Raw genomic sequence first — 12,586 nt, forward strand, 5'->3', positions numbered from 1 at the left:
AAAGTTTGATGATGGGATCCCTGAGCAAAAGCGAACACTACGTTTCTACAGAATCATTTGAAATGCTACGCTTGGATTTAACCAATGGGTGAATAAAAACGGCCGTGCAGTTTAATTTCTGCACGGCCGTTTTTGTTTTTTTATTAGAGCGGAAGCTGCATCGTTAAGGCTTTGGGACGGATTAGGCAGTTTACGTCTTTAACCTTTTCCCTTACTTTACGGGCTTATAAACATGAAAATTATACTCCAACACCTGCCAAAAGGCAGGGAACGGGACATCAAGCACCCAGGTGCTCACCCCTCGCAGATGATAGCATTTGACCAGATCAAGCTTCGCCTGCACGCTCCTCGCATCCTCGAACCAGACTTGATGGTCGCGCCCGTACTCATCCCTGTAACCGTAGTACGGCGATTCGGCGATTGTATCGTACTGAATAGCAGCGCCGTACCTGGCAGCTCTTCGCACCGCATTGCCCGAACTGACGGACATCGCCCAATCCTGACCCGGGATATAAGGAAGTGTCCAGTCATAGCCGTAAAGCGGCATCCCGAGCATAATCTTGTTGGAAGGAATCAGCGATATCGCATAGTTTAACACTTTGGCCACTTCATTCCTTGGCGCAATCGCCATTGGCTGTCCGCCTGCCCATCCCCATTCGTAAGTCATGAGAATAACAAAATCCAGAATCCGGCCTTGCTCGGCGTAATCCTGCCCTTCGAAGAGCTGTCCGTCCTGATCAGGTGAACTAACCGGCGGCAGGGTGGAGGAAACAAGGCATCCGATGGCATGAAGAGAGCCGGCAAGCCGCTCCAGGAACTGATGATACAGTTTGCGGTCGGCAGCCGGAATAAAAGCAAAATCTACGTTAAGTACCCAATACTTGTTCATCCGCATGACGTAAATGATCCGCTGGATCAGACGTTCCTTTACGGCTTCGTTCGTTAAAATGAAATGAACCAGGCTTGGGCTGAACGCATAGCCGTCAAAATTCGTAATCACCATCATGGGTGCTGCCCTTCCGCGGTAAGCTTCCCGAATAGTCGGCAAATCATTTAAAGCGCTTAGCGAGCCGTCCGGCCTAACCTGATAACTGAAGGGACTAAGGAAGGTCAGATGTCTGGCTGCAGCGGCTGCACTGGCGGTGATGCCCGAAGCCGAGACGGCAGGCTCGGCATAACCATTCGCTTCAATAGTCATCTTGCGCGGATTCGGAATGCGGAGCCTCATGCCGGGAAGAATAAGGGCGGGATTAGTAATATGGTTAACTCTGGCCAGCTCCTGCAGGGTGATGCCGTATTTTTGCGATATCGTCCATAAGGTTTCTCCCGGAATAACCTGATGGCTGTCAGCCTCAATGGGGATAATAAGCGATTGCCCGGCGACGAGAGGCTCGGTTGCCTGCATGCCATTGGCGGCAAGGATAGCTTCCGGGGACAGGCCATACTGCAGCGCCAGACTCTGTACGGTATCCCGCCCTTTGACGGTATAGATCAACATCGCCTCTCGCCTCCTTTAATTATTCGGATTCTTCTCCTACTATTCTATTCGGCAACTCCCCTAACTTAAAACCATGCCAAATAAATAGATAACGGCAGGAAAAGGAAAGGGAGATAGTTGCAATTTAAGACAAAAGCGAACTTTATTTGAACTCGTTTATTTTAATGTTCGTATTTTATACGCTTTTCATTGACAGACATAGGGGGATTGGATAAACTGAAATAGGTTAAGGCGGAACATTCGTCGAATGCTCCCTAAATAGGTTGAAAGATCTCGTATATCCTCGGGAAAAAGGCCCGAAAGTTTCTACCCGAAAACCATTATTTTCGGACTACGAGTTTGATGGAACAAATATACAGGTTGCCCCTTTAACAGGGCAGCCTTATGCTGTCTTTGCATTGAGAAACTCTTGTAATTGAAGTAAAGACAAATTGTTGCCATCTGCTCGGGTCCCGGCAGCATCCATAGAAAGTATGGTTGCGGCGCGGGATTTTTACGTTTCGCGAGATATACACAATTTATAGATGAAGGAAGGTTTGAACGCATGTCTGCGAAAGTAGGCGTCATCATGGGCAGCAAGTCGGATTGGGATACAATGAAACTTGCCTGCGACGTGTTAGAAGAGCTGCAAATTCCTTACGAGAAAAAGGTTGTTTCCGCTCACCGGACACCGGATTTAATGTTCGAATATGCGGAATCGGCTGCAGAACGCGGTCTTAAAGTAATCATCGCGGGTGCCGGCGGTGCCGCGCATTTGCCGGGCATGGTTGCTGCGAAGACGATTCTGCCGGTAATCGGCGTGCCAGTCAAATCCTCGAATCTGAGCGGTCTTGATTCGCTTCTGTCGATCGTGCAAATGCCGGGCGGCATTCCGGTTGCGACGGTAGCCATCGGCAATGCCGGCGGTACAAACGCCGGACTTCTGGCCGCTCAAATGCTGGGTGCTTTCGATCCTGAAGTACAAGCACGGGTGGAAGCGCGGCGCGAGCGGATCAAGCAAGAAGTGCTGGAAAGCAGTGAGACATTATGATGATGGAAGATAACAAGCGAACGCTTCTGCCGGGCAGCACCATTGGCGTGCTGGGCGGCGGACAGCTTGGCCGGATGATGGCGCTCGCAGGCAGCGCGATGGGATACCGCTTTGTAGCGCTTGACCCGACAATCGATGCCCCTTGCGGACAAGTGGCGGACCAGATCGTAGCTGCTTACAACGACCGCGAAGCGGCCCGTGAGCTGGCGCGCCGGGCGGACGTCATTACGTACGAGTTCGAGAACGTCGATGCCGATGTGGCCGCGATGCTTATGTCGGAATCGTACGTGCCGCAGGGCAGCGAGCTGCTCTATACGACGCAGCACCGGCTTCGCGAGAAGCGTGCGATCGAAGCGGCGGGCGTACGGGTTGCCCCGTACAGCGAAATCCGAAGCAGCGAAGAGCTTCGCGCCGCGGCCGAAAAGTTTGGACTTCCATGCGTGCTGAAGACGGCAATGGGCGGTTATGACGGCAAAGGGCAATGGGTGATTCGGAGCTTTGACGAAATTGAAGAAGCGTACGAGACGTTAAGCCGTGCCGGCGTAGAGCTAGTGCTGGAGCAATTCATTAAGTTTGACAAAGAATTATCCGTTATTGCGGCAAGAAGTCCTCAAGGTGAGATAAAAGCGTTCCCCGCTGCGGAAAATATTCATGTCGAGAATATTTTGCATCTGTCGATCGTGCCGGCCCGCATTGCCGAGAGCGTTCAGCAGGAAGCGGAGAAGCTGGCGATCAAGATCGCGGAAGGGCTTGGCGTAGTTGGCCTGATAGCCGTGGAGCTGTTCCTGACGGCCGATGGCGAGCTGTTTGTCAACGAGCTGGCACCGCGTCCGCATAACAGCGGCCACTATACGATGGAAGCTTGCCGGACCTCGCAGTTCGAACAGCATGTGCGCGCGGTATGCAATCTGCCGCTGGGCGATACGGGGCTGCTTACGCCGGTTGTTATGGTGAACGTCCTTGGTCAGCATGTAGAGCCGCTGCTTGCGCGGATGGCGAAGCATGATGAAGCGGCGGCAAGATTAAACGTTGCGCCGAAGGTTCATCTGTACGGCAAGAAGGACGCCGTATTCAAACGGAAAATGGGCCATGTAAACGTGCTTGCCGGCGATGTGCAGCAGGCGCTTGATTGGATAGAAGAGACAACTATTTGGAAGGTGTGAACGGTACATGTTAGAGCGTTACAGCAGACCGGAAATGAGAGCAATTTGGACGGAGCAGAACAAATTCCAGGCATGGCTTGAGGTTGAGCTTTGCTCCTGCGAGGCTTGGGTTGAGCTTGGCGTTATTCCGAGAGAAGACGTAGAGGCGCTTCGCAAAGCGGCTACTTTTAATATCGACCGCATTTACGAAATCGAGCAAGAAACCCGCCATGACGTAATCGCGTTCACTCGCGCGGTATCCGAGACGGTTGGTCCGGAGCGCAAATGGGTTCACTACGGCCTGACTTCGACTGACGTTGTCGATACGGCGAACGGCTACTTGCTTCTTCAAGCAAACGCGATTCTCAAAAAAGACATCGAGCGCTTCATCTCGATCCTTCGCGAGAAAGCGATCCAATACAAAGATACGCCTATGATGGGCCGTACGCACGGCGTGCATGCCGAGCCAACAACGTTTGGTCTGAAAATGGCGCTGTGGCATGAAGAGATGAAACGCAACCTTGAGCGTTTCGAGCATGCATCGAATGGCGTTCAATTCGGTAAAATTTCCGGTGCCGTTGGTACTTACGCGAACATTGATCCGTTCGTTGAAGAGTTTGTTTGCAAAAAGCTCGGCATCAGCCCGGCTCCAATCTCAACGCAAACTTTGCAGCGTGACCGTCACGCTGAATACATGGCGACGCTTGCGCTTGTTGCAACATCGCTTGATAAATTCGCTACGGAAATCCGCGCTTTGCAGAAGAGCGAATTCCGTGAAGTGGAAGAAGCTTTCGCAAAAGGCCAAAAAGGCTCGTCCGCAATGCCGCATAAGCGCAACCCGATCGGCTGCGAGAACATCTCCGGCCTGTCCCGCGTAATCCGCGGCCACATGCTGACCGCTTACGAGAACGTACCGCTCTGGCATGAGCGCGACATCAGCCACTCGTCCGCGGAACGCGTTATTTTGCCGGATGCAACGATGCTTCTGAACTATATGCTGAACCGTCTGGGCAACATCATTCAGAACCTGACCGTGTTCCCTGAAAATATGAAGAAAAACATGCAGCGCACGTTTGGCGTTCCGTTCTCCGGCCGCGTGATGACAAAACTGATCGACAAAGGCCTCAGCCGCGAGCAAGCTTACGACACGGTTCAGCCGCGCGCAATGCAGGCGTGGGAAGAGCAGCGCCAATTCCGCGATATTATCGAATCGACACCGGAAATTACAAGCCTTCTGTCGGCCGAAGAGATCGATGATGCTTTCAATCCGGCTTGGCACTTGAAGCATGTGAATACCATCTTTACGCGTCTTGGCTTGAACTAAAGGGCAAAGGGGATTCGAGGAATGACTGCACAATCGCAAGCTTTATCCACGGCGGCGGACTACATCAAAGCTCCGCTGCTGTATAAAGGCAAGGTTCGCGAGCTTTACGATCTTGGCGAGCATTACCTGATCGTCGTGACGGACCGCATCTCGGCATTCGATTATGTACTGGATCCGGCTGTCCCGCAAAAGGGCAACGTGCTGAACCGCCTGTCGGCTTTCTGGTTCGAGCAAACGGCCGATATTCAGACGAACCATGTCGTACACACGGACGTCGAGAAGCTTGGGGATATCGTTACGGCGCCCGAGCTTCTGAAGGACCGGATCATGGTGACGAAAAAAGCGGAGCGTATCGACATTGAATGCGTCGTTCGCGGCTATATCACAGGCGGCGGCTGGAGACAATACCAGCAAACGTCCGCGATCAACGGCATCGAGCTTCCGGAAGGCATGCGCAAGAACGAACGCTTCCCTCAGCCGATCTTTACGCCGGCAGCGAAAAACGACGTTGGCCACGATGAGGACATTCCGTTCGAGAGGATGCAGGAGATGGTAGGCGCCGAGCTGGCCGAAGAGCTTCGTGATCGCAGCATCAAGCTGTACGAATTCGCTCACGAATATTGCGCGAAGCATGGCATTATCCTTGCCGACTGCAAATTCGAATTCGGACTGATCGACGGCAAAGTCATTCTGATCGACGAGATCTTCACCCCGGATTCCTCGCGGTTCTGGGCGGAGAGCAACTACGCTTACGATATCGAGATCGACAGCATGGACAAAGAACCGGTCCGTACTTACCTTCTCGGCTCCGATTGGGATAGAGACAGCAAACCGGCTCCTCTTCCTGAATCCGTCGTAAACGAAACAACAAATCGTTACCTCGACATTTATAGCCGTTTGACCGGCCGTTCGTTGGTATAAGATCGCAATTATATAGTTTATGAATTTATCTTCTGTTCTTAGATTTTTTTGTTCTTATAGGTTTTGGCGTTAAAGGCGCGCTAAGCGCCACAAAACGCCCAGCTACGGTACACACGACTACCCGGGAGTGACTTTTTGGACCGGCGGGAGCCGGGAGTGAGGGAGCAAGGGTGTCTGTCGCAGAGCGACAGCGCTCGCCTTTGAAATTCGGAAAATATCAGCTTAGCAGATTAAATGAAATTTTCCGATTTCAATAGCGACGTAGACAGACACCCTTGCGACCGAGCGACCCGAGCGATCCACCCAAACGCCGCGCCAAAACCACCGCAACCGGAAAAACCATTTTCAGGAGGCCCTACTATGAAAGCAAAAGTCTACGTCACGATCAAAGAAAATGTACTCGACCCGCAAGGTCAAGCCGTTCAAGGCTCGCTGCACACGATGGGCTTCGCGGAAGTTGATAAAGTCCGCATCGGTAAATACCTGGAGCTTCAGCTCGACACAAACGACCGCGCGGAAGCCGAAGCTCGCGTGAAAGTCATGTGCGAAAAGCTGCTGGCAAACACGGTAGTCGAAGATTTCCGTTTTGAATTGGAGGGATAATCGATGAAGTTTGCGGTTCTCGTATTCCCTGGTTCCAACTGTGACATTGACTGCTTCAAAGCGGTAGAAGATACAATCGGCCAAGAGGTTGATTATGTATGGCATACAGCGACTGACCTTTCCGGTTACGACGCGATTCTTGTACCTGGCGGCTTCTCCTACGGCGACTACCTGCGCTGCGGCGCAATGGCTAGTTTTGCTCCCGTAATGAATGAAGTTGTAAAAGCTGCAGAGCAAGGCAAGTTTATCCTTGGCATCTGCAACGGTTTCCAAATCCTGACCGAAGCTAACCTTCTGCCAGGCGCACTGATTCGCAACACAGGTCTTAAATTCCGTTGTCAGCAGCAACTGCTTGAAGTGGTAAACAACGGAACAGCATTTACGAACCAATACTCGCAAGGCGAGATTATCGATATTCCGATTGCGCACGGCGAAGGCAACTACTATTGTGACGATGCAACGCTGGCCGAGCTGAAAGCAAACAACCAGATCGTATTCCGTTATGCGGGCGACACGAACCCGAACGGTTCGGTAGAGAACATTGCGGGCATCAGCAACAAGAAGGGCAATGTCGTGGGCATGATGCCTCACCCGGAGCGCGCGGTTGACCAAATCCTCGGCTCGGAAGACGGCAAACGGATGTTTACATCGATTTTGAATGCATGGAGGGAACAACATGGCGCAGCAATTAACGGCTAAGGAACCAACAGCCGAACAAATCGTCGAGCAAAAGATTTATCAACAATTCGGTGTATCGGATTATGAATTTGAGCTTATCTGCGGTTTTCTCGGCCGTACACCTAACTATACGGAAATCGGCGTATTCAGCGTTATGTGGTCCGAGCATTGCGCGTACAAGAACTCCAAGCCAATCCTGAAGAAATTCCCGATTACAGGCCCTCGCGTCCTGATGGGACCGGGCGAAGGCGCGGGTATCGTGGACATCGGCGACAACCAAGCGGTTGTATTCAAAATCGAATCGCATAACCATCCGTCCGCGGTTGAGCCTTACCAAGGCGCTGCAACGGGCGTAGGCGGCATTATCCGCGACATTTTCTCCATGGGCGCACGTCCGGTAGCTCTGCTGAACTCGCTTCGTTTCGGCAAGCTGGAAAATGACCGCGTGAAATACTTGTTCGAGAACGTCGTAAGCGGCATCGCCGGCTACGGCAACTGTATCGGTATTCCTACCGTTGCAGGCGAAGTGATGTTCGACGAGAGCTACGAAGGCAACCCGCTCGTTAACGCGATGTGCGTAGGTCTTATCGATCATGACAAAATCCAGCGCGGCGTAGCAAAAGGCGTTGGCAACCCGGTATTCTACGTTGGTCCGGCAACGGGCCGCGACGGTATCCACGGCGCGACATTCGCATCGGTTGAGCTGTCCGAAGAGTCCGAAGAAAAACGTACCGCGGTACAAGTCGGCGATCCGTTCATGGAGAAGCTTGTTATGGAGTCGACGCTTGAGCTGATCAACTCCGGCATCGTACTCGGTATTCAAGATATGGGCGCAGCGGGCCTCACTTGCTCGAGCGCAGAGATGGCTTCCAAAGCCGGTAACGGCCTGGAGCTGTACCTGGATGAAGTTCCGCAACGCGAGACTGGCATGACGCCTTATGAGATGATGCTGTCGGAATCGCAAGAACGCATGCTGTTCGTTGTTGAGCCTCAGCATGAAGCGCAAGCGCAAGAAATTTTCGATCGTTGGGGCGTTATCTGCAAGAAGGTTGGCAAAGTTACCGACGACGGCCGTCTCCGCCTGTTCCACCAAGGCGAGCAAGTTGCCGACATGCCGGTTAAAGCTCTCGTTGACGAGTGCCCGGTATACAACAAGCCATCTTCCGAGCCTGCTTACTACCGCGAGAACGCGAGCGTGGACGCAGCTGCTTTCGAAGAAATTACCGACCTTAACGGTGCTCTTGAAAAAGTACTCGCTTCGCCGACTGTGGCAAGCAAAGAGTGGGTATATAACCAATATGACTACATGGTTCGTACGTCGACAGCCGTTCAACCAGGCTCCGACGCGGCGGTTGTTACGATTCGCGGTACCCGCAAAGGTCTTGCGATGACGACGGACTGCAACGGACGTTACGTATATCTTGATCCTGAAGTAGGCGGCCAAATCGCCGTGGCGGAAGCTGCGCGCAACATCGTGTGCTCCGGCGCAGAACCGCTTGCGATTACGGATAACCTGAACTTCGGCAGCCCGGAGAAGCCGGAAGTATTCTGGCAGATCGAGAAAGCCGCAGACGGCATGTCCGAAGCTTGCCGCGTACTTGATACGCCGGTAATCGGCGGCAACGTCAGCTTGTACAACGAGAACGCAAAAGGCGCGATCTACCCGACGCCGGTAATCGGCATGGTTGGTCTCGTGCATGATGTGGATCACATCATGACTCAAGGCTTCAAAAAAGAAGGCGACGTTATTATCCTCGTAGGCGAGACGAAGGCAGAGCTTGGCGGCAGCGAGCTGCTCTACGCTCTGAACGGCTCGGCAGCGGGACGTCCGCCGCAAATCGATCTGGCAACAGAGAAGAAGACGTTGAATTCTATTCTGACAGCGATCCAAGGCGGTCTGGTTGCTTCGGCGCATGACCTGTCCGAAGGCGGTCTGGCGGTTGCGCTGGCTGAATCCGCAATCAGCGGCGGCATTGGCGCAGAAGTAAACGTTGCAACGGATCTTCGTCCGGATCACCTGCTCTTCAGCGAATCGCAATCGCGTATTCTGCTCTCGGCAACACCTGAGAAAGCTGCGGCACTGCAAGCACATTTGAACGAGCAAGGCGTAGTGAATGCAGCAATCGGCACTGTCAAAGGCAACAGCCTGACCATCAACGTAAACGGCAAATCCGGCGTAAACGCACCGGTACAACAACTGGAGAAGGTTTGGAAGGATGCGATTCCATGTCTGATGAAATAAAACAGCTGAAGCTGTGGACGGGAAATCATTACAACGAAGGCATTGGCCGTGACGATATATTTGATAAATTGCGCGAGGAGTGCGGCGTGTTCGGGGTCTTTAATGTCCCGAATGCGTCCTCCCTCAGCTATTACGGCCTTCACGCCCTGCAGCACCGCGGCGAAGAAAGCGCGGGGATCTGCGTAGTCGATACGGAGAACGGCAGCCGTTTTGCCTACCATCGCGGCATGGGTCTTGTGAAGGAAGTATTCGATAAAGAGCGGATCCAGTCGCTTCCCGGCAACCGCGCTATCGGCCACGTTCGTTATTCGACCGCGGGCGAGAGCAAGCTGGCGAATGCGCAGCCGCTTATTTTCCGTTATCGGGACGGAGATCTGGCAGTCGCAACAAACGGCAACATCGTTAATGCGCCGGAGATCCGCAAGGAGCTGGAGAGCCAAGGCTCGATCTTCCAGACTTCGAGCGATACCGAAGTTATTGCCCACTTGATCGCACGTTCGCCTAAGAGCTTCGAGGAAGCGGCGAAGGATGCGCTGCAGCGCATTATCGGGGGCTTTGCGTTCCTGATCATGACAAACGACAAGCTGCTCGTGGCTTCCGACCCTAACGGTCTTCGTCCGCTTGTGATGGGCAAATTGGGTGACGGATACGTCTTCTCTTCCGAATCCTGCGCATTCGAATCGATCGGTGCCGAGTACGTCCGCGACGTACAGCCGGGCGAGCTGCTGTATCTTGATGCGGACGGCATGCGCGAGGATCGTTACGCGGAAGTGGAACGCCGGGCAACCTGTGCAATGGAGTACATCTATTTTGCCCGTCCGGACAGCGATATTAATACAATCAACATCCATTCCGCGCGTAAGCGGATGGGTAAACAGCTTGCGATGGAGTCCTTCGTGGATGCGGATATCGTAACCGGCGTACCGGATTCGAGTATTTCCGCCGCAATCGGTTATGCCGAGCAAACGGGTATTCCATACGAGCTTGGATTAATCAAAAACAAATACACGGGCCGCACCTTTATTCAGCCTTCTCAAGAGCTTCGCGAGCAGGGCGTCAAGATGAAGCTATCCGCCGTGCGCAAAGTCGTGGAAGGCAAACGCGTCGTGATGATCGACGACTCGATCGTACGCGGCACGACATCCCGCCGGATCGTGAACATGCTTCGCGAAGCTGGCGCGACGGAAGTGCATGTGCGGATTACATCGCCGCCATTCAAGAACCCTTGCTACTACGGCATCGATACGCCGGATCGCAAGGAGCTGGTTGCTTCTTCGAGAACGGTGCAGGAAATGTGCGAAATGATCAATGCGGACTCTTTATCATTCCTTAGTCAAGAAGGCTTTATCGATTCGGTAGGCGGCAATGACGGCGCGTATAACCGCGGCATGTGCCTCGCTTGCTTCGATAACGATTATCCAACGCCGGTAAACGAAGAGTCGGATAAGAGCTGCAGCTGTTAAAAGTATAAAAAGGGGTTGACTGGTGTGTCAGAAGCGTACAAAAAAGCCGGTGTCGATATTGCGGCCGGCAATGAAGCAGTCGAACGGATGAAGAAGCATGTTAAGAAAACGTTCCGCCCGGAGGTACTGACGGATCTCGGCGGCTTTGGCGGCTTGTTTGGCCTTAACAAGGACAAATACGAAGAGCCTGTGCTCGTATCGGGAACGGACGGCGTTGGCACAAAGCTGAAGCTGGCGTTCTTGATGGATAAGCATGACACAATTGGCGTTGACGCGGTTGCCATGTGCGTAAACGACATTATCGTACAAGGCGCTGAGCCTCTCTTCTTCCTCGATTATCTGGCATGCGGTAAAGTCGTTCCGGAAAAAATCGAAGCGGTAGTCAAAGGCATCTCCGACGGCTGCGTGCAAGCAGGCTGCGCCCTGATTGGCGGCGAAACGGCCGAAATGCCTGGCATGTACCAAGGCGACGAGTACGATATTGCCGGCTTTACGGTTGGCGTAGTGGATAAAAAGAAAATTATCGACGGCACAACAATCGCTCCCGGCGACGTTGTTCTCGGATTCGCTTCGAGCGGTATTCACAGCAACGGCTACTCGCTGGTACGCCGTCTTCTTCTCGAAGAGTGCGGTTACGCGCTGGACCAACGTCTGCCTGAATTAAACGATGAGGTTCTTGGCGATGTGTTGATCGAGCCTACCCGCATTTACGTAAAATCGGCTTTGAAGCTGATCGAGCAGGTAAACGTAAAAGGCATGGCGCACATTACGGGCGGCGGCTTTATCGAGAATATCCCGCGCGTTCTTCCGGAAGGCGTAAACGTCAATATCGAATACGGTTCGTGGCCGATTCTGCCTGTCTTCCAGCTTATGCAGGACAAGGGTGCAATCACCAACCGCGACATGTTCACAACCTTTAATATGGGCATCGGGTTAGTCGTAGTGGTTCCAGCAGATCAAGCGGAGAAGGCCCTTCAAGTGGCGACTGAGCTTGGCGAAAAAGCATACCGAATCGGAACAGTAACGGAAGGCAGCCGCGTAGTTACGTTCACGGGAGCGGACGTTTAATGGGAACACTCCGAATAGCCGTCTTCGCGTCAGGGCAAGGAACGAACTTCCAGGCCCTGGCCGATGCGGTGCAGCAAGAAAGGCTCGATGCAACCATCGAGCTTCTTGTTTGTGATAAGCCTGCGGCGCCGGTTGTTGAACGGGCTCGCAAGGCAGGGATTGATACCTTTGTGTTTGTTCCCAAGGAGTATCCGTCCCGCCAGGCTTACGAAACGGAAATTCTCGCGGAGCTTCAGCGCCGCGGCATTGAGCTGGTTGTGCTTGCGGGTTATATGCGCATTATTACTTCCGTGCTCGTTGAGCCTTATTACGGCCGAATGATTAATATCCATCCGGCTTTGCTGCCTTCTTTCCCCGGCGTAAACGGAATCGGACAAGCGCTCGAATACGGCGTGAAGGTGACTGGCGTTACCGTTCATTATGTGGACGGGGGAATGGACAGCGGACCTATTATCGCGCAAAGCGTTGTTGAAGTGCAGAACGGCGACACCGAGGACACGCTTGGCGAGCGTATTCACGCAGCCGAGCAGCAATTGCTGCCCCGGGTTGTGCAGTCCATTGCAGAGGGACGCGTAACGCTAGAAGATCGTATCGTTACGGTTAAACTTTAAATATAT

11 protein-coding genes and 1 riboswitch are annotated in these 12,586 nt (G+C 53.1%); of the genes, 10 read left to right on the plus strand and 1 reads right to left on the minus strand.

Translation table 11 applies throughout. The annotated features are described in order from the left end of the window. Positions 1-211: 211 nt before the first annotated feature. Complete coding sequence (locus WFJ73_RS27585; protein ID WP_336776146.1) at positions 212-1,498, minus strand: LysM peptidoglycan-binding domain-containing protein; 1,287 nt, start codon at positions 1,496-1,498, stop codon at positions 212-214. A 253-nt stretch (positions 1,499-1,751) separates the two neighbouring features. Continuing rightward, a riboswitch (purine riboswitch) is annotated at positions 1,752-1,852 on the plus strand. Between the two features lie 190 nt (positions 1,853-2,042). On the opposite strand from WFJ73_RS27585, the gene purE reads away from it, so the two are divergent. The 10 genes from purE to purN all read left to right on the plus strand — a co-directional run bounded on the left by purE (position 2,043) and on the right by purN (position 12,580). Then, complete coding sequence (gene purE / locus WFJ73_RS27590) at positions 2,043-2,528, plus strand: 5-(carboxyamino)imidazole ribonucleotide mutase (RefSeq protein WP_336776147.1); 486 nt, start codon at positions 2,043-2,045, stop codon at positions 2,526-2,528. Beyond that, entirely contained in the window at positions 2,525-3,691 is a 1,167-nt protein-coding gene (purK, locus tag WFJ73_RS27595) for a 5-(carboxyamino)imidazole ribonucleotide synthase (RefSeq protein ID WP_336776148.1), read from the plus strand. Before purE ends, purK begins: the two co-directional genes overlap by 4 nt. 7 nt (positions 3,692-3,698) lie before the next feature. After that, positions 3,699-4,994, plus strand: a complete 1,296-nt coding sequence (gene purB / locus WFJ73_RS27600) for an adenylosuccinate lyase (protein WP_336776149.1) — start codon at positions 3,699-3,701, stop codon at positions 4,992-4,994. Between the two features lie 21 nt (positions 4,995-5,015). Beyond that, entirely contained in the window at positions 5,016-5,915 is a 900-nt protein-coding gene (locus WFJ73_RS27605; RefSeq protein ID WP_127496241.1) for a phosphoribosylaminoimidazolesuccinocarboxamide synthase, read from the plus strand. Positions 5,916-6,275: 360 nt separating this feature from the next. Next, entirely contained in the window at positions 6,276-6,518 is a 243-nt protein-coding gene (gene purS, locus WFJ73_RS27610) for a phosphoribosylformylglycinamidine synthase subunit PurS (RefSeq protein WP_015842490.1), read from the plus strand. Between the two features lie 3 nt (positions 6,519-6,521). Then, the gene (gene purQ / locus WFJ73_RS27615; protein ID WP_116394138.1) at positions 6,522-7,217 is read left to right on the plus strand and encodes a phosphoribosylformylglycinamidine synthase subunit PurQ; all 696 of its coding nucleotides are present in this window, start codon (positions 6,522-6,524) and stop codon (positions 7,215-7,217) included. Continuing rightward, positions 7,195-9,438, plus strand: coding sequence for a phosphoribosylformylglycinamidine synthase subunit PurL (gene purL / locus WFJ73_RS27620; protein WP_336776150.1), 2,244 nt, complete (start codon positions 7,195-7,197; stop codon positions 9,436-9,438). The genes purQ and purL overlap by 23 nt, the downstream gene beginning before the upstream one ends. Further along, entirely contained in the window at positions 9,423-10,901 is a 1,479-nt protein-coding gene (purF, locus tag WFJ73_RS27625; protein ID WP_336776151.1) for an amidophosphoribosyltransferase, read from the plus strand. The genes purL and purF overlap by 16 nt, the downstream gene beginning before the upstream one ends. A gap of 24 nt (positions 10,902-10,925) precedes the next feature. Then, positions 10,926-11,969, plus strand: a complete 1,044-nt coding sequence (gene purM / locus WFJ73_RS27630) for a phosphoribosylformylglycinamidine cyclo-ligase (protein ID WP_127496239.1) — start codon at positions 10,926-10,928, stop codon at positions 11,967-11,969. Then, entirely contained in the window at positions 11,969-12,580 is a 612-nt protein-coding gene (purN, locus tag WFJ73_RS27635) for a phosphoribosylglycinamide formyltransferase (RefSeq protein ID WP_336776152.1), read from the plus strand. The genes purM and purN overlap by 1 nt, the downstream gene beginning before the upstream one ends. Positions 12,581-12,586 lie beyond the last annotated feature (6 nt).

The sequence above is a fragment of the Paenibacillus sp. MMO-58 genome (assembly GCF_037146255.1).
Lineage (GTDB): Bacteria > Bacillota > Bacilli > Paenibacillales > Paenibacillaceae > Pristimantibacillus.

Bases quoted from the DNA above. Each gene is read 5' to 3' on its own strand.
- purQ (WP_116394138.1), top strand. From the start codon at position 6,522: ATGAAGTTTGCGGTTCTCGTATTCCCTGGTTCCAACTGTGACATTGAC.
- purB (WP_336776149.1), top strand. From the start codon at position 3,699: ATGTTAGAGCGTTACAGCAGACCGGAAATGAGAGCAATTTGGACGGAG.
- WFJ73_RS27605 (WP_127496241.1), top strand. From the start codon at position 5,016: ATGACTGCACAATCGCAAGCTTTATCCACGGCGGCGGACTACATCAAA.
- purL (WP_336776150.1), top strand. From the start codon at position 7,195: ATGGCGCAGCAATTAACGGCTAAGGAACCAACAGCCGAACAAATCGTC.
- purE (WP_336776147.1), top strand. From the start codon at position 2,043: ATGTCTGCGAAAGTAGGCGTCATCATGGGCAGCAAGTCGGATTGGGAT.
- purN (WP_336776152.1), top strand. From the start codon at position 11,969: ATGGGAACACTCCGAATAGCCGTCTTCGCGTCAGGGCAAGGAACGAAC.
- purF (WP_336776151.1), top strand. From the start codon at position 9,423: ATGTCTGATGAAATAAAACAGCTGAAGCTGTGGACGGGAAATCATTAC.
- purS (WP_015842490.1), top strand. From the start codon at position 6,276: ATGAAAGCAAAAGTCTACGTCACGATCAAAGAAAATGTACTCGACCCG.
- purK (WP_336776148.1), top strand. From the start codon at position 2,525: ATGATGATGGAAGATAACAAGCGAACGCTTCTGCCGGGCAGCACCATT.
- WFJ73_RS27585 (WP_336776146.1), bottom strand. From the start codon at position 1,498: ATGTTGATCTATACCGTCAAAGGGCGGGATACCGTACAGAGTCTGGCG.